We start from the raw sequence: 22,924 nt of genomic DNA on the forward strand, positions 1-22,924 counted from the left end.
TCCCTTATACTCGGATATTCATCATTCGACTGATCAGCCACACTCCAACAAAGAGCAGAAGCAGCGATCCCGTAGCAATAACTCGACCAACACCTTCATACAACGGAAGGAGAAAGTCCGGAGCGCTGAAGTTGAGGAAGCTGAGAAAGAGAAATGGCGCTGCCATCATCGCTTTCATCTCCAGCTTCTTCTGTGCGACCAGAACCTCGATCTCTTGCATAATATCCATCTTCTCTCCAATAACGGAGGAAGTTCTCCGAACGACCTCAATAAGATCCCCGCCCATGCGCTTGCATGTCACGATGACATCTGCAAAGTTCGCAATATCCTCCTGCCGCGCCCGCTTGCTAAAGTCCATTATCGCTCGTTCCATCGGCTCCCCATTCTCCATGCGAAACTTAATGATGCGCAGTTCCCGTATCATGTCTGCATCCAGGCCAGGATACAGCAAGATTAGATCCTGAATGGCTTCTTTAAAGCCATTCTCTATCGAACGACCGGCCGACAATGACGAGCTCAAGGAGTAGAGAGCCTGCTTGAATTGCATAGACAGCTGAGACCTTTTTCGTTCTAACAATGACCTGCGGCGAAGTTTAGGATAATAAAGTCCTATGCTGCCAATCATGACAATCCCAAGCCAGTGCTTATAGAACAACATTCCGATCAAAGACATCACAGCGATACCTGTCAAAAGCGCCATACCATACTCTTTCTTCGAGAGCTCATATTCCGTGTATAGAGGAAGACTTGATTCTGGCTCTACTTCGGCATTAGGCTGCTCCTTAACGACCCCTTTCTTTTTTCTGCTGATGGCAGGGTGCCTCTTCTTCTCTTCTCGAACTGCAGTCATCTACGTCACCTCCAACTCATCTGAGAGCACAATCCCTGCCATCTTCAATTTCCAGCGCTGATTCAAGGCCTGATCAGATCTTAGCTGCCCAAGAACTCGACTCTCCTGCTCCCCGGTCTCCTCGAAACGATACAATGGCGACAGCTTAATCTCACCTCCCTCCATTCCCATTACCTCTGCAATTTCGATTACTTTACGAGAGCCATCTCTTATCCGGGCAAGATGCACAACAATATCGAGTGCAGAGGCAATCTGCTGTCTGACCACAGCAAGCGGAAGATGCGCTCCACTTAACACCATTGTCTCCAAGCGGCTCATCATATCCTGCGCCCCATTGGCATGCCCTGTGCTTAAGCTCCCATCATGTCCTGTATTCATCGCCTGAAGCATATCCAGCGCTTCCGCTCCACGCACCTCGCCTACGACTATCCGATTCGGCCTCATCCTAAGCGATGCACGAATCAAGTCTCTCATTGGAATCGCCCCTTTGCCTTCGGTATTGGCGTTTCTCGTCTCCAGTGAGACGAGATTGGGCACCGTCACAATCTGAAGCTCAGCAGCATCCTCAATCGTGATCACTCGCTCATCGGCCGGAATATATTGTGATAATGCATTCAAAAAGGTCGTCTTGCCTGAGCCTGTTCCACCGCTAATAAAAATGTTGTATTTCGCCTTCACAAGCTGCTTAAGCAACATAGCTGCTTCCGCATGCAATGCGCCCCATTGTACCAAGTCCTCCATTGTCATCGGGCGTTCGGGAAATTTGCGAATGGTCACCGTAGGACCCTTAAGCGCGATCGGTGGCAGGACCACATGCACTCGGGAGCCGTCTGCAAGTCGCGCATCGACAATCGGCGTGGATTCGTTCACCACTCGGTTGACTTGCCCAACGATAGCTTGAATGACATCTTCAAGCTTATCTGCGCTTTCGAATCGAATCTCACTTTGAAGCATGAGTCCCTTCCGTTCAATGAAGATCTCCTCTGGACCATTGATCATAATCTCAGTGACCGCAGGATCATCTACCAGCGGCTGCAGAACATCAAGACCGCGAAAGGAGTGGTATACTCGCTTCACTACCTGCCTCATCTCCGAGGCAGACATCATGCTGACCTCGCTAGACGAGAACAAGCACTGCTCAATCTTGCGTTCAAGCTCTTCATCCGTTATGCTCTGTTCCCACTCCAGCTGTCCTCTTACCTGGTGGCGAATGCGAACACTCAGCTCATGAAGATTGAGGCGTTCCTGCTGTCCGTCAGCATCCTCTGTATCGTAAAGGGACTCAGCTTGCATCCCCGTACTTCGTATCTTTCTCATAGTGCGCTACACTCCTGCTCTTCTTGGCATCATGATAACGGGCAGCAATCTTATCTCCTAAATAAGCTGACATCACTTATCCACGGGAAGGAGTGCCTGTATGCATCCACTGGGCTGTGCTTTGAATCCATGCTTGAAAGGCTGCTTGGAACACCTCCGAACTCCCCCCTTGATCCATCCGCTGCCGCTGCTTCCACTGCGGTATATACGGGAGATAGGCTTGTACACTAGACTCGCGGGTGAAGTTGTTCATCCATGCTCCCATATAGCGATTCACAACAATCTGCATGCGTCCTGCAATACTGCGTCCCTCCGTGTGATTCCCCCACTTCTTCCAGCAGCGCTCACTTTTGCGAATCTGTGAACAATCATCTGTCAACACCCATATAACTTGATCGCTTACAAGCACAGCTGCCTCAGCGAGCAGATGATTCGAAGAAGTATCGAGCACGATCAAGTCGTATCGTTCAAGTCCTGAGAGCCAGTTCAAGATGCTGGTGACAGCCTCATGATCCAGTTCATTCCATTCGCTTCTGCGAATATTGGAATCAAAAGTATCTGCACGAAGCTCTTCCATAGGCAGAATATAAGGATCAGGAGGAATCGCTTCCAAGGTCTCCTTTCTTGACAGCCAATAAATGAGCTTGGAGAAGCTGCCTTCGTAAGCTTGAGAATCCGCTTGGTGTGCACGTGGCGACTGAGCTTCGTGCCCCCATTCATGAATCCAATCCATATTCCAATAAAATGTGCGCAGCCCTCGCTCAGATGCATATTGAACCAGATGTGCTGCAATGGTTGTCTTGCCTGCGCCTCCTCCGCCTGAACTTATGGTCCATATGGGGGTGCGGGCGGCGTCCTGCTTGTCCTTCATCGGATCTTCCGAGATCTTTGCGATCGAAAGCCCCAATCCCCACAGCTGCTCAAATAGCTTAGACAACGGTTGATACGGCGTAACTCGATACGAAGCCGTGCTCTCCTTCACGCATGCCTCATGCCAGAAACTGCCCGCCTCATCCATCTCAACCACCGTGATGGATGTGCCGTCTCCGCCCTCAAAGAGATCTGCGTGAACCTCTTCCTTCCACTCCGGATCAACAATGAGCAGTTGAACATCGGTCTGCAGCCCTACATAATGTCTTAGCGTGTCCATTTGCGAGAAGACTCTAAGATGTACACGATCTGCATATAAGCTGTGCTTCCAATAATCGCGAATTCGCTCCAGCAGAGCCTTATCCGGCAATCCGATTACCCAGCATTGCTGCACTTGATGCATGATAAACTGACCTCCTAAATGGGATATAAACGCAAAAAACCGTCACAAGAGACTATGACCATGCATAGTCCTCGTGACGGTGCTTCCGTACGATAACTGTATTGATTTGTAAGTAATATATCATAATATTTCCAGCCTAGCAATACATCCATACAATTGTATCTACGAATACTTGCGAATCGTTTGGATTCTTGCCATACTTTAGTATTGGAAGGAGAGAAACACGTAATGCGTACAACCAAGAAACCACTCCGTACATACCAGCAGCGCATAGGTCATTGGGTCATCTATGGACTGTGTGGAATTGTTATGCTCGCCGTCTTATCCGGGTGCAGTTCTTCGAATGAATTTAAAACCGTCGAAGACAGCTTCGTTAGGGACATCCTATTGAAATATCCTGATTTAAAAGACAAACCATATGAAGTTTCGACCGTAAAACGCGTTGTAGATGGAGACACGTTCGTTGCAGCGAATGATGAGAAGGTCCGCTTAATCGGCGTTAACACGCCTGAGGTTCATGGCAAAGTCCAATACTATGGCCAAGAAGCGAGCCAATTCGCCAAGGACAAGCTGACCGGCAAGAAAGTATATTTGTTTCAGGATACAGGCAGCACGGATCGATACGGCAGATGGCTGCGATATGTCTTTATCGATCAAGACCCGCAAATGTTCAACGATACATTAGTGATCGAGGGCTATGCGAATACAATGACGATCGCTCCGAATGTAATGTATGCCGATCACTTTGTTAAGCTTGAGCGTGAAGCACGGGAAAAGGGAATCGGCCTATGGGGAAAAGAGCAGCAAGCCTCTGGCAGCAGCTCCTCCTCCAATAACATACATAACGAGGAATCCATCCCCGCTTCTTCAAAAGAGGATTCGGCAAGCCCGTCCTCAGACAAAGAAAGCAGCAAGGCAGCAAACAAGAACACAGCATCCGGAGGATGCAAGAAACCTGATATTAAAGGCAATATCAACGCTAAAAAGGAAAAAATCTATCATGTGCCGGGCGGCGCTTACTATGAACAAACCAAGGCAGAGGAAATGTTCTGCACGGAAGATGATGCCAAGCATGCAGGCTATCGGTCATCTGCAAGATAAATAGCAATCGTAAAGCAGCACAACTAGTAAAAACAGACCTTATCATCCGACGTACGCCTGTACCGTTGAATGAAGAAGGTCTGTTTTCCTTTTGCTATCCCCTTATGTTAGCGCACCGCTTGTCTAAGATGACTCATATAACGCCAACGAATAAGCAGGAAGTATAGAATCTGAGCAACCGTAAAACCTGCGAGCACCTTGAAGGTCTGGCCTGCTATGGACAAATTCATCAGGCTCTGCAGAGCTGTAAAAGCAAATATGCTGTGAATGATGGCAACCACGATCGGTACAAAGAATAACAGCAAGAGCTGTGACGTAGCGATGCGGCTAAGCTCCGAATCCTTCAAGCCAATCTTGCCGATTGCACGATAGTGCTCCTTGTCCTGCTCTAAATCTGTGTACAGGCGGAAGTACAGGAAGCTGCCTGCTGCGATGAAGAATACGGCACCAACCAATAGTGCGGAGAACAGCATGATGCTGTACATCTGTTTCATCTCAGCATTATTCCCTGCTAGGGAGGAAAAGTCAAATTGCGGCTCTTTCGCCTTGTCACGATTCGAATAGTAGGCTTCTCGCGCTTCCATTAGCGCCTTATCCACATCGGAGCCAATGTCCTTGGTATCCTCCCAATCCTCCATCTGGAAGCCCGAAAGGGTCCATGCATCCGCTTGGCTTGCGATCTTCGCGTACATCTCATCTGAGACTACTATACCGTTGTACATCATTCCCTGTGTAAATACAGGGCCGTCTGTACGCCCATGTGCGGATACCGTTACGCCGCTCTTCTCAAGCGTAATGGTCTTGTTCGCATTATCTAAGTATTGGCTTTGAGCAATGTTGTCTGGCAGAAGCTTCGCTTCCTCGCCTTGCAGCTCCAGCGTATCCATCTTCAGCAGCTGCGCGATCTTATTGAATTCCGACTCGCTTACAATGCGAACCTTGCTGCCAGACTGCTTGCTTTGATCCACTAAGAATGGGGTCAAAGTCTTGGTGTAGCTGATATTCTTCTCTTTGAATTGAGCTTCAATGCTCTGCAGCTGCTTCAGCGCCTCCGGATTCTCATCTAGTGCAGAATAACTGATTGGAAACGGCATATTGAGCTCCATTTCTTTATCCATCACGCCAAAAGAAGCCAGCGTCCCCACTGCACAAAAGGCCACAGTCGATACGATACATACCATAAAGAACATGCGGGCATTGTCCTTCATCCGATAAGCCAGATCCGATATCGTAATAATATTTGTCCTACGCAAGAAGAAATGGTCATTGCGCTTCAACAAATTAATAATGAACACACTAAGCTGAGAGAACAAGAAGTATGTCCCGATAATCGTCATCATAATGACAGGGATCATGAGCATTCCAATCGTGGCTGCAGTGGCTGTTGCAGCTAAGGTATAACCTCCGCCAAGCAACAAGGCTGAGAGCAAAGACAGCCATATGGAAGCCTTTGGCTCTTTTTTAGGCTTATTTGTTCCTTGCAGCAGCTGAATGACCTTGCTCTTATTCACCATAAATTGTGTCATCAATGAGATGACGATAAACAAAATGGAGAAGGAAACAACCGTTAATATTACTGCCCTAGGCGCAATATAATACGGCAGCTGCACATCCATCATGTTGCCGCCAACGAGAAGTCCAAGCTTGGCAAACAGCAAACCTGCGCCTACTCCTGCCAAGATCGAAGCGAAGCCGATCAGCAGATTCTCCAAAAAGATCAATCGATTCAACTGACGATGAGACATCCCTTGAATAATTAATACTCCGAATTCATGCTGGCGCGTCTTGAGAAACGCACTTACGGAATACAAGATAAAGAAAAAGGAGAATACATATACGATCCACTGAGCAGAATTCATCGCGGTAACGGCTACTTGGTGGATAAGTCCGCCCTTCATGTCGGGATGATAAGCAATAATTGAATATACGAAAAAGATCATAACGGAAAAGGCACTGCTTAAAAAGTAGGCCGCATACGTCCGTTTGTTGCGAAACACATTGTTAAAAGCTAATTGACGAAAGCTCAACGCTGACACCTCCTATCCGCTGTTGTTGATTATACTCTTCCTGGACTGAATTCACTTTGATCGCCGCCCATAATCGCAAGCACTTCCATGATCTGCTGGAAGAAGACCTGACGATTCGAAGTTGGGCGAATTTCTTTATACATGACACCGTCTTTAATAAAAATAACCCGGCTGCAGTAGCTCGCTGCAAAGGCATCGTGCGTAACCATCATCATCGTCGCACCATCATTGCGATTGATGTCCTCAAGGGTCTCCATTACATCTCTCGATGCCTTTGAATCCAGATTTCCGGTAGGCTCGTCTGCTAATACGAGCTTCGGACGATGAATAATCGCTCTTGCAATCGCTACGCGCTGCATTTGCCCGCCTGAGATCTCATAGGTGCGCTTCTTCATAATGCCGCTGATGCCAAGCCGCTCCGCCAATTCATTGGCGTCACGCTTCATCTTCTTTACACTCACACCTTCAAGTGTAAGGGGCAGCATTATATTTTCCTCAACAGTCAAGGTATGAAGCAAATTGAAACTTTGAAAGACGAACCCAAGCTCGCGTCTGCGGAAGGAAGCAAGCTTCTCTTTTTTCAAGAGATGCGGATTAATGCCATTAATAAATACCTCTCCTGAGGTAGGGTTATCAATCGTTGCTACCGTATTTAGAAAGGTCGTCTTCCCGCTCCCAGACGGACCCATTATGCCTATAAACTCGCCTTGCTCAACTGTAAGATCGATTCCCTTCAACACTGGCGTCGCCACTTTTCCCTCATAGGTCTTTACGACATGACGAACATTAAGCATTTCCATGCTTGATTCCACTCCCTCGTGTTCTTTTGTTGAGTTTATTATAGAAGACAAGACTGCGGGGATCGTTGGATTAAGCTTTCAGCTACCTTTCATTATTGTCAGGGAAGCTCTCGTGAGCGAATGCTGCATGCAAAAGAGGCCTGCTCTCCAGCATATTGCTGGAAAGCAGGCCATGATGATCGCTATCAGGTCGATGAACGCATATGAGATCCCCGAACCTAGACTCGCATTTATTGACTGACTAGACAAGCATGATTCGCTTTATGCGATTCATTCAACTATACTTTGAACTTTGTCAAGGAAGCCTTGAGGCTTGAAGATACTTCTTCTAGCTGCTGAGACAGCTCGACAAGATGGCTTGAGATATTCAGCTGCTCTCCGCTCAAGGAAGCCACTTCCTCGGAAGTTGCCGAAGCTTCCTCTGCTACGGCACTAACGTTGCTCATCGCTTCGATCAAGGAAGTCTGTGCTTCATTCAAGCGCTGGATGTTGCTTGTTACATGATCCAGATTGCTGACCATGCCTTCCATCTTATTTTGCACCTGTGTAAAGATCTGGTCGGTATCACGAACCGCATCGGTCTGCTGCTCAAAGATCGGGAAGGCTGATGACAAGGCTTCGACCGTCTCGTGAATTTCCTTTTCAATCTGGTCGGTAATCGAAGCCACAGTATCCAATGAAGTATGCGTCTCATCTGCAAGCTTGCGAATCTCATCGGCTACGACCATGAAGCCTTTGCCTGCAGCGCCGGCTCTTGCAGCTTCAATCGTAGCATTAAGAGACAGGATATTCGTCTGCTTGGACATATTATTCAAGACGACGATAATCTGACGAATGGACTTCGTGCTGCCGCCAAGCTCATTGACCTTGTGAGCAAGCGAACGCATCATCTCTTCCGTAGTACCAGTGCGCTGCATGAGAGCTCCCATATTGGATACCCCGTTGTTGCTTGCGCTCTCCACCTCTTGAACGGATTGCTCCATTCCGGTATTGGCTTCAACTACACTCTTCATTTGGTTGGCCATATTATATGTCAGATCATGTCCGCGTTCTGCTTCTACCGCAAGACTGGTTGCGCCTTTGGCGATCTCCTCCGTAGCAACGGCAATCTCCCGCGCGGATACCGCGGTGCTTCTTGAGGCCTCAGACAAGGCTTCCGCTGTAGCAAGCACTGCGCTTGCATTCGATTCTGTCTGCTTCACAAGTCCTGTGATCTGCTCCATCATCGTATTGAACGCCTTCGACAACGTACCTATCTCATCCTCTGAGTTTGTCTTGGCCCGTACAGCGAGATTGCCTTGTGCGCCTTCATTCATAAGCTCGCGCAAGGAATGAAGCGGCTTCGAGATCATACGCATCACGAACCAGCCAATGACAAGCGCAATCAGCGTTGCCGCCAAGACACAAATCAAGGTAACGACTAGAATCTTATTCGCATCTTTAACCAGCTCTTTTACCGGAATTTCGCCAATCAGCAGCCATCCATTTGTCTTGATCTGGTGGTATACCGTAAGCATCTGCTCGCCATCCGAATTTCGGACGAAGGAGCTGCCTGTCCATTCCTTCGCCTTCTCATCCTTCTGTGGAACCATCCACTCTGGAGCAGGCTGTGTATATTCCGCTTCATCAGCAGCATACATAATTCGCCCTTCAGGGTTAATGACGCGAAGCTCAGATCCCTCGCCCAATTCAAGGCTTTGAAGCGACTCCGAGAGCGCATTCAAACTAATCTCCATGATGATGACATAATCCGCTTTACCTGTTCCTGAATCCCGCATTTCTCTTGCAAGACCGAAGGTCGGCTGCTTCAAATCTGCCAGGCCTGAAGGCATCGTCTCAAGCCATACCACGGCACCATTCGCATCAACCACCTTCTGGAACCAGTCATGCTTCACAATATCCTCTGTCTTGATCTGATATCCATTGGAGTTATAAGTCAAGCGCTTTCCATCCAATGGAACAAGGTAGATCTCTTGCAATAAATCATTGCTGATCGTGTAATTTTGCAAGGAAGACTTAATGTTGTTCTGATTCTCAATCATTGCATACGTATAGTCTTCCATCTTCATGCCTTTTTTCAAATACTCCACGAGATTCGGATCAAACATAACCTGCATGCTCATCGTCAGATACTGACTCACTCGCATGTTTATTTTCTCCGCTCCCTGAATCATCGTCTGATAGCTTGCCTCAGATACTTTGCTCTCAATAGCCTGCTTCGAGACCGTGTATGAGATAATGCCTACAGTAACAACAAAAACAAGAATACTTACCACAAAGATAATGAATAGCTTAGCACCAATTGACTTAAAGGGATGCTTCATTAGGTCCCAATTCATACGTGCCTTCCAAGATGATGATTTCTGTTGGAAAACATTCTTCATTCGGGTCATCTCCTTTTCTCCCGGAACTTTCTATGTATATTGATATTGCTTATTCCACTTGCTTGCTTGAAATATTCTACTTGCTGTGCAGGCGATCTCCATACACAATAGCGATGCTAGCTACTCTTGCTGCCCTTCCGTCATTTCCCGGTCAAAAGCTTCGACCACATCCAAAGACGCAATCTCGACCTCTCGATAAAATTGAAAATCGGGATGCTCTTCCATCAGCTTGTCGCGGCAAATGTTCCTAAGGGCCGATTCATTAAGGGGCTCGTCCGAGCCTATGACCAACTGATCCACTCTCTCCTTCTCTGAATAATCAAAATCAACGGTACGAGAAGTCACATCCACAATGTGTAAATATCGTCCCGGATGGTAGCCTACATGCTTAAATAGCTTATGTATAGGTGTATAGTTGTAGCTCAATCCCATTCACTCCTGTTCTTCAAATCCACCATATATACATAATATCGGTCAAATGACCTAGTTTCAAAAGATTTTTTCCAATTTTTTTTGGATTTTCTTAACCATTCCTTTATAAAAAACAAAAAAAGACACAACCTTACATTCATTGTGCCTATCTGTAACCCCTATTTCAATTTCCCTGTGCTTCCTTGTTTTTGAAGCTACTTCTTGCGCGGATGACGCACAAACATGCGCTGAAGACGCTGGACATGGCCCTTTGCTGCCAGCATGTAGACGACATCGCCAGCATGAAGCTCAGTCTCCCCATACACCGGCATCTCTCTCATCTCCCGCATGACAGCTGTAATCGATGTGCTGCCAGGAAGTTCAAGCTCTGCAATTCGCTTATGTTCAGCATAAGAGCTGGGCCAGACTTTAAAACTAATGACATGCAGATTCGATCCGCTAATTGATCGCGGTTCCGACATGCGTCCTAGATGGTCATACTCCTCATACTGCTTGCTTTGTGACAGCCCGAGCTTGTCGGCCACCCAAGACACCGTGGCCCCCTGCAGCAGCGCAGAGCTAAGCACAACAAAGAACACAACATTAAAAAACAGCATACCATGCTCCACATTAGCTGTCAGCGGGAAAGTTGCCAAGATGATTGGAACAGCTCCTTTAAGCCCAGCCCAAGAGATCAAGACCTTTTCCCTACTATTAAACCTTGAGAACATCAAGCTCAGCCATACCCCGATCGGCCTTGCCACGAACATGAGAATGAAGGATAACAGCAGCGCTTGCCACGTCACTCGAATAAGCTGCCCGGGGAAGACAAGCAGCCCAAGAAGAACAAACATCATGATCTGCATCATCCACGAGAAGCCTTCATTGAACCTTACGATTGAATAACGGTAGGTTATATCCGCGTTGCCAAGCATGATCGCCATGACATATACCGCAAGAAAGCCGCTGCATTCCATCAAAGCTGCGATGCTGTAGGTAAGGATGCCTAGACTCACCGCGAGCACGGGGTATAAGCCTACATTGCTTAATTGAATGCGATTCAATAGATGGGATGACGTTAATCCGAAAAACAAGCCTAACAGCAGGCCTGCCCCCATCTGCCATACAAAGAAGCTTAGCATGTGAAGCCATGAGACGCTCTCAGGAGCTTCTGTTAGACCAATCAATAACAAGGTCAAGAACACGGCCATCGGATCATTTGAACCAGATTCGACCTCAAGCGTAGTCTTCAACTGCCGATTAATCGACTTGCTTCCTATTACTGAGAAGATAGCTGCCGCATCAGTAGAGCCTACAATGGCTCCGATCAGCATGCCCTCCATCCACTCCAGATTCAAAATAAATTTGGCACAGCTCCCTACCACGACAGCTGTTACAGCTACGCCAATGGTTGATAACGACAGCGCAGGCTTTAGCGTCAGCTTCATTCTTGACCAGCTTGTATGCATGCCGCCTTCAAATAAAATGATAATCAAGGCGAGAATGCCAAACAACTGCGTCCAATGCGCATTATCAAAGTACATGAATTGGCTTAGACCCATGCCAAGCATGATAAACACAACCAAGGAGGGGACGTTAAGCTTATTCGTCATTTTTGCTCCTACGACCCCGATAAACAGCATCAAACCTAGCAAAAATAAGAGCTCGTCCGTTGTCCAGATCACAGGGCTTATCCTCCGTCACGTTAAGATTCCACTTCTATCTCTTATGTCTATGACGAGGATTCTGGCATTTATTTCTATAAACACAAAAATATTTGCTTAGATTCGTTTTGTGCCGAAATGGAAGATAGGTTCTGTAGGGTTAGCGAAGAATCGAGGATGCCCGATGCGGCATCCCCGATTCCACTATTAATCTTTTCATTGTTATCAAGCTCTATAGCGCCTCAACAATTGCCTTTGCGATCGCCATATGGCCGGTCTGGTTGGGATGAACCCGGTCCAGCGCCAGCGTCGAAGGATGGGTATAAGCAAGGAAGCGATCCATTACCTGCTGGAGGTCTACCACTGGAAGCCCACGACACTCTCCAACTGTCTTAACAATCGCCCCATAGCGGTCCATATCAGCCCGCATCGGCTCGTCTTTGTTCGGCTCGATAAAGAATGGCGTAAGCAGCATGACTTCAGCGCCAATCGCCTGTGTCGAATCAATAAGCTTATTCAGCGTGCGCTCATATTCTTCCTCCAGCACAGCAAGCGCCTGATTCATCGGATTGTCATACTTGCGCCATACATCATTAATGCCTATCCCGATAATCACGCCATCTGGCTCATGCTCCAGCACATCGCGCTGCCAGCGCCCGGCAAGATCCCGAATCGTGTTGCCACTGATGCCCATATTGATCAATTGAACAATAAAGGATGGATGCTCACAGCGAATCAGGGACTGCAGCAGGTTCACATACCCATGACCTAAGCCGTGGTACAATCCCTCCCCAACGGGTCTTGCGCGATCACAATCGGTGATGGAGTCTCCAATCACGATCAATTTGTAGCCTTGACGAAGCTTCATATCCATGCCTCCTTAGATGTTAAAATAAGCTCTTCGATAGGATAGTAATTCGACCTCAACATCCATCCACCTCCTATCTCGATGTAATGAATATACACCGTTTTCAGATGGAATCCGATCATATTCGCTATTTTTCGACAAGTTTTCTCACGTTTGTCTGAAATGCCCTCTTCCTTCTCCCTTGCCTTTGAAGTATACTGTTATCATTCTATTTTACCATTGTGTAAAGTCCACAAGAGAGTTCGCTCTCATCATACGTCCATCTCGTATAGGAGCAGGAATTGGCTTGCTCGTCTCTACCTGATCACCGTAAATGATCGGACTACGGGAGCTTTTTAGAATCTGAAAAGTGAACGAACCTCACGTAAAGAGACGTGCATCCAGGCATGCAGCCCACACGTCTTTATTGTGGTTTTCGTCGACATTCAAGCAGATAGAAGCTTCTATAGCCCGGTAAAAAGGGTATCCTGTTGGATAAGGATGCGCTTTTTCGGGCTTTTGTGTTATCTGTTGCTTTTTTCATGATTCAAGCCATTCGAGCAAATCGATTTCATTGGTCTTATTACTTCAAGGGGGTACGCATGTATGCAACTGCTAAAGGACAAGATTAAAACGGAAGGAATCGTGCTAAGCAACAATGTATTGAAGGTGGATTCGTTTTTGAATCACCAGATGGACCCTGTGCTCATGATGGAGATGGGCAAGGAGTTTGCTCGCCGGTTCCAAGACAAGAAGATAACGAAAGTATTGACGATTGAATCCTCAGGCATTGCTCCAGGCCTCATGGCAGCACTTGAGCTGAATGTTCCGCTCGTATTCGCACGCAAGCAGAAATCTCTTACCCTGACGGACAACCTATTTGTCGAGAAGGTGCATTCCTTCACCAAGCAGGTAACCAACGATGTGACCGTCTCTCGCAAATTCCTCACCGCAGAAGATCATGTTCTGGTCATTGATGATTTTCTTGCTAATGGCGAAGCCGCTTTTGGCCTTGCACGCATTTGCGAGCAAGCAGGTGCCACAGTCGCAGGCGTCGGCATCGTTATCGAAAAGTCATTCCAACCTGGACGCAGCAAGCTCGTGGAAGCAGGCTATCGCGTGGAGTCATTGGCCCGCATCGCCTCTTTAGACAATGGACAAGCTCAATTCGTGGAGTAGAAGAATGAAGGGCTGACAGCGCCCGTCATCCTTGCAACAACCATCCCTAAGGAGGAATTAACGCTATGCCACACGATGAACCCGTTTTCCAACGGAATCGTCATCCCTTCAAGACCTTCTCGCTAGGTCTTCAGCATGTGCTTGCGATGTATGCCGGAGCGGTTATTGTTCCCTTGATCGTAGGTGGTGCCTTGAATTTCAACCAAGAGCAGCTCACATACCTTGTCGCCATTGATCTCATGATGTGCGGTGTCGCCACTTTGCTTCAAGTCTGGAAAAATAAATGGTTTGGCATTGGCATGCCGGTCGTGCTTGGCTGTGCGTTCCAAGCGGTAACACCGATGATTGCCATCGGTACAGATACTGACTTTGGGGTCTCCTACATTTATGGCGCTATCATTGCCTCTGGTCTGTTCGTTGTGCTGTGCAGCGGTTTGTTCGGCAAATTAATTCGATTATTCCCGCCAATTGTAACGGGTTCTGTTGTAACCATTATCGGGGTTACGCTTATTCCTGTGGCGTTTAACGATCTGGCTGGCGGAAACAGTCAGTCCGCTGATTACGGCAGCATCGAGAATCTGATTCTTGGATTCGGAGTCCTGATCTTTATCATTATCATGAATCGATTCTCAAAAGGCTTCCTGCGTTCTGTATCTATTCTTGTCGGCCTCGTCTTAGGCACTTGCGCTGCTTATTTCTTTGGACTAGTCGATATGAATAAAGTAGGCGAGGCTTCTTGGTTCCATGGCATTAAGCCGTTCTACTTCGGAACTCCCGAATTCGCCCTTACTCCAATTCTTACGATGATCATTGTATCCATCGTGAGCGTAGCAGAATCAACGGGTGTGTTTATGGCGCTCGGCGGCATCTTGGAGCGCCGCGTCACATCCAAGGATCTAGCTAAGGGCTATCGTGCCGAGGGACTTGCGATTATGCTGGGCGGCGTATTCAATTCGTTCCCTTATACGACTTACTCTCAAAACGTAGGCCTGCTGCAGATGACTCGTGTCAAGACGCGTGATGTGATCGTCGTTGCAGGCGGCATCTTGATTGTGCTTGGCTTCATTCCTAAGATTGCGGCCTTCGCCACCTTAATTCCAAGCTCTGTGCTTGGAGGAGCAATGGTTGCCATGTTCGGCATGGTCGTATCCTCAGGTCTTCGCACTTTAGGCTCACAGGTTGATCTGAACCGTCATGAGAACCTATTCATTATTGCCTGCTCCGTAGGCATGGGGCTTGGCGTAACAACGGTTCCTGAGCTATTTGCGAAGCTTCCCGCTCAAGTGCAGATCCTAACAGGAAACGGCATAGTTGCGGGTACATTTACCGCTATCATTATGAATCTCATCTTTAATGGCTTAGGTGAGAAGCCAGAGGAACACCATGATCACGAGACGCAAGCCGCATAGTGAAAAGGCTGTTGTATGTAATATGTATAAAAACGAGGTAGCAGCCCCCTACGATAGGGGCCTGCTACTTTTTTTGTATCCTAGCAATCTGCGGACCTCTAAAATCCCCTAGTCAATCTACACTCGATAGAAGCACTCCATAGACTCATCGTTAGTATCATCAGTCATCAAGCGCAGCCTCTCCAGCACTTATTCTTTTCCCGGGAAATGTTCGATTTAAAAGCAGCACCTCTATTTTATTCACAAAACAAACATAAACAAAGAAAAACAAATACATTTCACATTTGTTTATGTTGACTAACTTTGTGAATTTGATAACATAGTAGTATCAATAACGTACTATCTATGCTTCACAACCATCAGCAGCTACCAAGCAGAGGAGGATATTTCATGAGTACGAAGGTCTTTTATGTTCCATCTGTCAATCTAATGGGTCGTGGATGTGTCAAGGATATTGCCCCTTACATCCAAGAGCTAGGCTTAAAGAAAGCGCTTGTGGTTACCGATAAGTTTCTAATGAAAAGCGGCATTGCGAAGAAGGTATTGGACGTACTGGAGGCGGCTCATATTCCCTATATCGTATACGACGACGTGAAGCCGAATCCAACGTGTGCCAATGTGCATGACGGCGTTCAGGTACTAGAGCGAGAGGAATGCGACTTCCTCATCTCTATCGGCGGAGGCTCTCCTCAGGATGCAGCCAAGGGAATTGGCATCCTCGCAACGAACGGCGGACATATCAAGCAATATGAAGGCTTGCACATGACGAAGCATCGCTCCCTTCCGATTATCGCGGTTAATACGACTGCAGGCACATCGGCGGAGGTGACCATCAACTACGTCATAACCGACGAGGAACGCAAGGTTAAGATGGTTATGGTCGATAAAAACAGTCTCGCAACCATAAGCGTCAATGACCCTGAGCTTATGCTCGGCAAGCCTGCTGATTTGACGGCCGCGACCGGAATGGATGCGCTCACCCATGTGATTGAGGCATTGGTTACACCTGGAGCATATCCCGTTACCGATGCGGTCGCTCTTGCAGCGGTAAAGCTCATTTTTGATTATCTGCCTCGAGCGGTTAAAGATGGACAAGATATTGAAGCACGCGAGCAAATGGTATATGCCGTGTTCCTTGGCGGCATGGCCTTCAACAATGCAGGACTAGGCTACGTGCACGCGATGGCTCATCAGCTTGGGGGCGTCTACGACCTGCCGCACGGTGTATGCAACGCCATGCTGCTGCCGATCGTGGAAGAAGAAAATGCGAAGCATGTTCCCCATCGCTTCCGTCCAATTGCGAAGACAATTGGCCTTGATGATCATGGCAAGACCGATGAGGAGTGTGCAGCTTACGTCATAGAAGCGATGAAGCGCTTATCTAAAGAGGTAGGCATTCCAAGCAAGCTGTCCGAGATTGGAGTGACGGAAGCAGACCTTGATTTGCTCGCCGAGAATTCCATGAAGGATGCTTGTGCGCCGGGTAATCCCTTTATCCCAACGAAAGAAGAAGTCATTGAGATGTTCAAGAAGATCATTTAAATAGCCAATAGACCTCTTAGTCATAACAATTGGTCTGCTAGGAGGTCTATTTGTTATTCCGCTCTTCTGCTATGCTCCTCTCGCAAGTCCTGCTCATTTCCCCTGAAAATCAGGCTGCTACTAGCCTTTGCTGATAAGGCTCCATCTTTCCATCTCTTCTGCAAGCTGCTCTGCTTCCGCTAGTAGGACAGGTTCTGTTCCTACCTCATCAGCATCATAATAGTGCATGATCTCCGTGAACAATCGATACAAGGCCATCTTCACTTCCGCATTTGGGCTCAGCTTGCGCTTTGCCCGATAGAGCTCCAGAAGGCCAAGCTCCTTCCCATTCGCTTGATTCAACTGATAGAGGTCCAGCTCAGGGTCCGCATAGCTGCATTTATAAGGGTCGATTGCAGCCGCCACTGAGGTTAGGTCCGGATGAAGGAGAATATTCCAGGTGTTATAGTCCCCATGAATCAAGCACGCCTGTTCCACAGGAATGCTGAAAATCTCCTCGTACTGCTTATATGCGCGAACAGCAATCTGGTACACCTGTGGAGGCAGCTTTCCCGTTTCAACCATGATGCGAGCTTTATTTACCGTGACCTCGACATGCCGCTTATAGTAAACTCTCCAATCCTTTTCAAAATGCGCACCCCCAATCTCTCCGAACCCAGCCGGATTCACCACCTGATGGTAAGCAATCAAATTATCCACGATCTCATTTGCAACCCTAAGCTTGCTCTCCGTCGGCCACTCCCTCACCCCTCCTGCATTGACGCCATCTATGTATTCCATGAAGAGGGCATCAAACGGGATTTGTGCATTATGATCATGTACCTCATATATGCGCGGCATCAGGAGCGTCCCATGCTTGGCAAGAAGCGCCAATTGAGCCTGTTCCTTTCGGTGCAATCCCTCTTGCAGATAGCATTTAATAATGACCTCATAGGGCGGCACTGCTAGCTTCACTAGAAATACACGCCCATAGAAACCTCCTCCGATGTAGGACAACGAAAGCGGATTTACCTGATACTTATTCTGAACAAGCGATTCGACATCTGCCGTGCTTAACTCTTTCATCATCCACCTCTTCTATATGATCTTGGTTCGTCTCATACAAAGAAGGCCTAGGTACGCTGCTCTTACGAAGAAGAACATCGTGCTCAGGCCATTTATCTGTATGATACATGCATGCTGATTATACGAACACTATTATTTGTAGGTCTCTAGGATATCCGTTGTCGCTACGTTCAACCTTAACGGAATTATATGTCGTCAAATTGGGGTCAATCCCCAAGTTTTCTTAATTATACTAATCATGGGTTTTCTGAACATGGACAGTATTATCTTTGTACAGCGCGGTCAGCATACAGCGCTACAGGCTGCTTCGCTTCTCTGGAACGGTAGCCTGCAAGCGCAACAGAGGCCGCACGCAAGCCGTCTTCGCCAGTGATGGGCACAGGCTTGCCAGCAAGAATGGCATCAACGAAGGAAGCCACCATCATATTATCCATATTGTCTCCCCAGAATTCCCAGCTTCCCTTGCCGTCTTCATCGCTGAAGATCTCATTCTTTTGCGCGAACGCATCGACATGGACAACGCCTTTCGTACCGATGATCTCCATCGTTACGTCTCCCCAAGTCGGGAAGGACTTAGGCCTCGACCAACTGGTGTCCAGCACGCCAAATACGCCGTTCTCAAACTTCACATGAATCATGCCTGCGTCGTCTACCTGAAGCTCTTCATTGAAGCGTGTCGCCGCATAGGCATATACTTCTCGGACTTGAGACTTCGTAAACCAGTGCATCAGGTCCATTACATGCACAGTATGATCCAGCAGCGCACCGCCTCCAGATAATGACGGATCGACGAACCATCCTCCTGGATTAGAGCCTCGATTCGTGCCCTTGATGGCAATGATTTCGCCAATCTCTCCACGTTCCACCGCTTCCTTGGCGCGAATCACCGATATCAGCGAGCGGCATGGGAATGCTGTCATAAGCTGCACGCCCTTGTCTTGACATACCTGAATCATCTCCTCCATCTCAGGCACGGAGATCCCAAGCGGCTTCTCGCACAATACGTGCTTACCCGCTTCTGCGGCTGCAAGCGTCATCTCATAATGATAAGCATTCTCGGAACAGATCACGACAGCATCGATATCGGTCAGAAGCAATTCCTTATAATCCTCATAATAAGGAATATCGTATTGATCCACTACATGCTCGACGCGGCTTTTCACCTCATCTGCAATGCCAACGACCTGAACCTGAGGATGCTTCCGCATACCTTCCAGATAGGAGAAGGCATGACCGTGAGCGAAGCTGATGAAACCTACCTTCAATGTTGTCTTCATGTCTTACGCCCCCTTCCCTGCGTCTGCAAGCTTGACGACTTTGCCAGACTTGGCAGATTGAACAGCGCATGAAGCGATGGTGATAGCCGCAAGCGCATCCTCTCCAGTGACGATTGCTTGCTGCCCCGTGCGGATGCACGAAATAAAATGAGCAAGCTCCAGATCATAAGGGCTGTGAAGACCTGGGCTTTCAGGAATCTCTACCACAGGCCGATTGCTGCCTGGCTTGGCTGCTTGAACGACAGACAAGGATGAGGTGTCCTTGCTCCGATTGCGAGCGACGCCCTTGCTTCCTGCAAGCTCAATCTCGGTATGGAATGCGCCAGGATATCCCCAGATCCCTTCCAGACTCGCGACTGCGCCATTTTGGAATTCAAGTGTTACAAACGCCGTTTCCAGTTCTTCCGTTACATACTGCATCGCGTATACCGATTCCACTTCTCCTACAGTCCAGCGAAGATAATCGATATCATGAATCATGAGATCAAAGATAATCCCGCCGCTCTTCTCTGGATCGCTAAACCAGTTGGAAGCTCCTCCAGGATGAGATCCGCCTCGCTTCGCATGAATTACCCCGAGAGGGCCAAGTTTGCCTTGTTCAACGACCTGCTTAAGCTGAGTATAGTCCGGGAAAAAGCGTACGACATGACCGACGAAGAAGCGTACCTGATTCTCTTCACAAGCAGCGATCATGTCTTTCGTATCCGCAATCGTTAACGAGGCAGGCTTCTCGCTAATGACATGCTTGCCGGCACGCGCTGCCTTTACAGCAAATTCCTTATGCAGATAGCTTGGCACTACAATGCTGATTACATCAAATTCCGCTTGCTCCAGCATGTCCTCAAAAGAGGTAAAAGCCTTCGCCTCCGTTCGCTTAGCTGCGAACCATGCACGCTCCTTGACAATATCGCATACTGCGGTTAATTCTACATCCGGCATCCGATGGAATGCGCTTACATGAACATTGCCCATACTTCCGCATCCAATGACTGCTACCTTCATTTCCGCACCTCTCTTATATCTATTTTTGTCATCATTTTTCTATTGGCTGGTTCGAATAACTTACCCTCATGATATAATTCAGTTATCATTTCGTAAATGCGGAGATTTGTGCAGTTTATATTCATTTTTGTCTTGGATCATCGAGGAAAACGAGGTGTCATGTACAATGAAGTCAGTAGATCAGCCGATCGTCTATCAAGAGCCGATTATTTATCAAAACCAAGCGCTCTGTTTGAAGGTATGGCGGTTTATCCAGGAGAAATCCTTTCAGCATCATCAAATGTCTTGGCACTTTCATCCTGAAATTGAACTCATTCTCATTGAAGAAGGAGAGCAGATCGCGATGACACCTGATGCTACCTATATACTGAAGCCACAGGACATTGTGCTGTTCGGCTCTTCCGAACTGCATCGAACCAATATGCAGGGAAACACTCCTCTCAAATATATTGTTCTTCATCTCGATCTTAAGCCGTATTTCAATCCCGCTACGATGATGTATTATGGGCATTTTTCAGAACTTAGCGAGCCTTTGAGCCGAATGAACCGCATTCTGGCAAGACGGGAGGCAAGGCTTGAAGTGGGGGCATTGATTACAAAGATCCACGAAGAAGTCATGATGCAGCAGCGCGGTTACGAGCTTGCGGTTAGTGCATGGGTTCAGCAATTGCTTCTGACTCTATATCGTCATGATCATGAGATGGAAGCGGCTCTGCCGAAGCTTGATACGAAGCTGATGGAGCCTGTCCTAGCTTACATTGATGCCCATCTGAGCGAGACGCTGGACATGCGCCACGTCGCCTCTGTTGCAGGCATGAGCTATAGTTATTTTTCCAAGGTGTTTAAGAAGAACTTGGGAACGACCTTCATCGATTACGTAAACCGAAAAAGAATCGCCATGGCGGAGCGGCTGCTTGTTACTAAGGAATCAACCATTGAAGAAATTGCGAGTGATGTCGGGATATCCAATATGGCCCACTTCTATGAGCTGTTCAAGCGCTTTAACGGATGCACCCCGAAGCAGTATGCGGAGAAAATGCTTAGCTTAGATAATAAACGGGATCGTGCGGCTTTATCTAAGGATACAGCAAGCACCATCCCGTTGTAAACGCCGAAACACCTATGTCGATATATTCCTAAGCTTCCGTACTTAGGATGAACACGAAGACGAGCACACGATGCTCACGCCTAAGCGTTCGCAATGCGCGGCATCGGCATCATTTCTTTGCCAAGCTCTGCCCAGATGTAGCGCAGCAGCAGTTCCTGCTTCAATTCGGCGTACTCCGGATCGTTCCAGCGGTTATAGACTTCGCCCGGATCCTGCTCCAGGTCAAATAACTCGCCATAAGACTGATTATAGTACACCGTTATTTTATATCTGGAATCCACGTAGGTCTTCTGATGAATGGTCGTTGGTTCATGTCGGAACTCGCATATCGCATGCGTTCTAGCTGCATCCCTCTCCCCTGTCCACACATCCCGTTGATCTACTCCTGTCATGGTGCGAGGGATAGGAATGTCGCAGAAGGAGAGCATCGTCGGTGCAAGATCGACTAAGGATTGAATCGCTGTCGAGCTCTGCCCTGCCGGCACATGATTCGGATAGCGGACTTGGAATGGAACACGAATGAGGTCTTCATAATGAAACCCTCCCTTCGCCTGCAAGCCATGCTGTCCAAAGAAGTGTCCATGATCGGAGGTGAACACAACAATCGTATTCTCGGCAAGATTCCGCTCATCAAGCTTGTCTAGAATTTTGCCAATGTATTTGTCCATCATGCTGATCATGCCATAATATACCGCTACAAGCTTCTTCCTCTCCTGCTCGCTTAAGGCCTTCCCCTTGCCATATCCATATTGAAGATGAGTATGATAGCCGTGAATCGCATAGCCGCTCTCCCGAAGCGCTGCAAAATCAGGCGACTCCTCCTGCGTCATGCCAAAGTGCGGAGGATTGAGCTCATGCTCGCCTGGCGTCAGCGACGGAATGGTCAGTTCGTCTGGATCATACATCGTATCCCATGGAGATGGAACCAAATACTCTGGATGAGGGTCAAAGAAGCTTGACCATAAGAAGAAAGGCTCCTCATTGTCCGCATATTGATCCAGCATCGCATTCGTGCGTTCAGCAATCCATGTATTGTAATGGTACTCCTCTGGAATTGGCCAATGATACATTTGTGAGGGGTCCATCGTGCCTGTTGGCGGCAGGAAGTAATCTCGCCAATTCGCGCAGCCCTTCTCCTCCATCCACAATGCATAGTGCTGACCAACCAAAAATTCATTCGTATGGTTTCTTGTTAACTCAACATGCTCAAAGCCATAGTATGGCCCGTGGAAGCTGCGCCAGCGGTCAAAGTCCTGCAATACGGGAATCGACTCCATTGAAGGGTACTCCTCTGTCCCCTGAACAGGCTGGAAATGCGCCTTGCCGATCAAGCTAGTGCGGTAGCCAGCCTGCTGGAAATCCTCCCCGACACAATGCCGATCCTCAAGCAGCTTCGTTCCAAGCGACCATGCACCATGCTGGCTCGGGTATTGCCCTGTAATGATGGAAGATCGACTCGGTGTGCAGGTCGGATTCGGACAATAGGCTCTGCCGAACGTCGTCCCTTCTCTCGCCAGACGGTCAAGATTCGGCGTCTTGATCTCAGGAAAAAAAGCCCCTATCGTATTCCAATGCTGCTGATCGCTTGTAATCAAAAGAACATTCGGTCTTTGCTTACTCATTCCCGCTACACTCCCTCATTGGCATATGTTTTCAGTTATCGATCAC

The 22,924-nt window shown here is 47.9% G+C and carries 18 protein-coding genes and 1 riboswitch; of the genes, 5 read left to right on the forward strand and 13 right to left on the reverse strand.

Going from position 1 to position 22,924, the window contains the following annotated elements; translation table 11 throughout:
• Positions 1–4 precede the first annotated feature (4 nt).
• From B9Y93_RS09890 to B9Y93_RS09900, 3 genes are all read right to left on the reverse strand, one after another.
• Positions 5–850: a type II secretion system F family protein gene (locus tag B9Y93_RS09890; RefSeq protein WP_176228886.1), complete on the reverse strand. Its 846-nt coding sequence runs from the start codon at positions 848–850 to the stop codon at positions 5–7.
• Positions 851–2,167, reverse strand: a complete 1,317-nt coding sequence (locus tag B9Y93_RS09895) for a TadA family conjugal transfer-associated ATPase (RefSeq protein WP_244903357.1) — start codon at positions 2,165–2,167, stop codon at positions 851–853.
• Positions 2,168–2,243: 76 nt separating this feature from the next.
• Positions 2,244–3,440, reverse strand: coding sequence for a nucleotide-binding protein (locus tag B9Y93_RS09900; RefSeq protein ID WP_085494254.1), 1,197 nt, complete (start codon positions 3,438–3,440; stop codon positions 2,244–2,246).
• A gap of 228 nt (positions 3,441–3,668) precedes the next feature.
• Between B9Y93_RS09900 and B9Y93_RS09905 the strand changes: the two genes are divergently transcribed.
• Entirely contained in the window at positions 3,669–4,541 is an 873-nt protein-coding gene (locus B9Y93_RS09905; RefSeq protein ID WP_244903358.1) for a thermonuclease family protein, read from the forward strand.
• A gap of 107 nt (positions 4,542–4,648) precedes the next feature.
• Here B9Y93_RS09905 and B9Y93_RS09910 read toward each other — a convergent pair whose 3' ends face one another.
• The 6 genes from B9Y93_RS09910 to B9Y93_RS09940 form a co-directional block, all read right to left on the reverse strand.
• Complete coding sequence (locus B9Y93_RS09910) at positions 4,649–6,568, reverse strand: FtsX-like permease family protein (RefSeq protein WP_085494255.1); 1,920 nt, start codon at positions 6,566–6,568, stop codon at positions 4,649–4,651.
• 29 nt (positions 6,569–6,597) lie between these two features.
• Positions 6,598–7,362: an ABC transporter ATP-binding protein gene (locus tag B9Y93_RS09915; RefSeq protein ID WP_280522892.1), complete on the reverse strand. Its 765-nt coding sequence runs from the start codon at positions 7,360–7,362 to the stop codon at positions 6,598–6,600.
• Positions 7,363–7,646: 284 nt separating this feature from the next.
• On the reverse strand, positions 7,647–9,752 hold the full coding sequence (locus tag B9Y93_RS09925) for a methyl-accepting chemotaxis protein (RefSeq protein ID WP_244903359.1): 2,106 nt from the start codon (positions 9,750–9,752) through the stop codon (positions 7,647–7,649).
• Positions 9,753–9,872: 120 nt separating this feature from the next.
• A complete protein-coding gene (locus tag B9Y93_RS09930) occupies positions 9,873–10,178 on the reverse strand; it encodes a hypothetical protein (RefSeq protein ID WP_240968166.1) in 306 nt (101 codons plus the stop codon).
• A 200-nt stretch (positions 10,179–10,378) separates the two neighbouring features.
• A complete protein-coding gene (locus B9Y93_RS09935; RefSeq protein ID WP_085494260.1) occupies positions 10,379–11,848 on the reverse strand; it encodes a potassium/proton antiporter in 1,470 nt (489 codons plus the stop codon).
• Between the two features lie 211 nt (positions 11,849–12,059).
• The gene (locus tag B9Y93_RS09940) at positions 12,060–12,695 is read right to left on the reverse strand and encodes an SGNH/GDSL hydrolase family protein (RefSeq protein ID WP_085494261.1); all 636 of its coding nucleotides are present in this window, start codon (positions 12,693–12,695) and stop codon (positions 12,060–12,062) included.
• A gap of 244 nt (positions 12,696–12,939) precedes the next feature.
• Positions 12,940–13,040: riboswitch (purine riboswitch) on the forward strand.
• 240 nt (positions 13,041–13,280) lie between these two features.
• On the opposite strand from B9Y93_RS09940, the gene B9Y93_RS09945 reads away from it, so the two are divergent.
• The 3 genes from B9Y93_RS09945 (at position 13,281) to B9Y93_RS09955 (ending at position 16,804) form a co-directional block, all read left to right on the forward strand.
• A complete protein-coding gene (locus B9Y93_RS09945) occupies positions 13,281–13,853 on the forward strand; it encodes a xanthine phosphoribosyltransferase (RefSeq protein WP_085494262.1) in 573 nt (190 codons plus the stop codon).
• A gap of 65 nt (positions 13,854–13,918) precedes the next feature.
• Positions 13,919–15,262 (forward strand): nucleobase:cation symporter-2 family protein, encoded by a 1,344-nt coding sequence (locus tag B9Y93_RS09950; protein ID WP_085494263.1) that lies wholly within the window; start codon positions 13,919–13,921, stop codon positions 15,260–15,262.
• Positions 15,263–15,652: 390 nt separating this feature from the next.
• Positions 15,653–16,804: an iron-containing alcohol dehydrogenase gene (locus B9Y93_RS09955; RefSeq protein ID WP_085494264.1), complete on the forward strand. Its 1,152-nt coding sequence runs from the start codon at positions 15,653–15,655 to the stop codon at positions 16,802–16,804.
• Positions 16,805–16,924: 120 nt separating this feature from the next.
• On the opposite strand, the gene B9Y93_RS09960 is transcribed toward B9Y93_RS09955, so the two are convergent.
• The 3 genes from B9Y93_RS09960 to B9Y93_RS09970 all read right to left on the reverse strand — a co-directional run bounded on the left by B9Y93_RS09960 (position 16,925) and on the right by B9Y93_RS09970 (position 20,148).
• Positions 16,925–17,869, reverse strand: coding sequence for a phosphotransferase (locus B9Y93_RS09960; protein ID WP_217809688.1), 945 nt, complete (start codon positions 17,867–17,869; stop codon positions 16,925–16,927).
• Between the two features lie 263 nt (positions 17,870–18,132).
• A complete protein-coding gene (locus tag B9Y93_RS09965) occupies positions 18,133–19,146 on the reverse strand; it encodes a Gfo/Idh/MocA family protein (protein ID WP_085494266.1) in 1,014 nt (337 codons plus the stop codon).
• 3 nt (positions 19,147–19,149) lie between these two features.
• Positions 19,150–20,148 (reverse strand): Gfo/Idh/MocA family protein, encoded by a 999-nt coding sequence (locus B9Y93_RS09970; protein WP_085494267.1) that lies wholly within the window; start codon positions 20,146–20,148, stop codon positions 19,150–19,152.
• A 166-nt stretch (positions 20,149–20,314) separates the two neighbouring features.
• On the opposite strand from B9Y93_RS09970, the gene B9Y93_RS09980 reads away from it, so the two are divergent.
• On the forward strand, positions 20,315–21,256 hold the full coding sequence (locus B9Y93_RS09980) for a helix-turn-helix domain-containing protein (RefSeq protein ID WP_097676010.1): 942 nt from the start codon (positions 20,315–20,317) through the stop codon (positions 21,254–21,256).
• Between the two features lie 80 nt (positions 21,257–21,336).
• Here B9Y93_RS09980 and B9Y93_RS09985 read toward each other — a convergent pair whose 3' ends face one another.
• The gene (locus B9Y93_RS09985) at positions 21,337–22,878 is read right to left on the reverse strand and encodes a sulfatase family protein (protein WP_085494269.1); all 1,542 of its coding nucleotides are present in this window, start codon (positions 22,876–22,878) and stop codon (positions 21,337–21,339) included.
• Between the last annotated feature and the right edge of the window lie 46 nt (positions 22,879–22,924).

This window comes from Paenibacillus aquistagni (genome assembly GCF_900177815.1).
In the GTDB taxonomy this organism is placed as follows: domain Bacteria; phylum Bacillota; class Bacilli; order Paenibacillales; family Paenibacillaceae; genus Paenibacillus_B; species Paenibacillus_B aquistagni.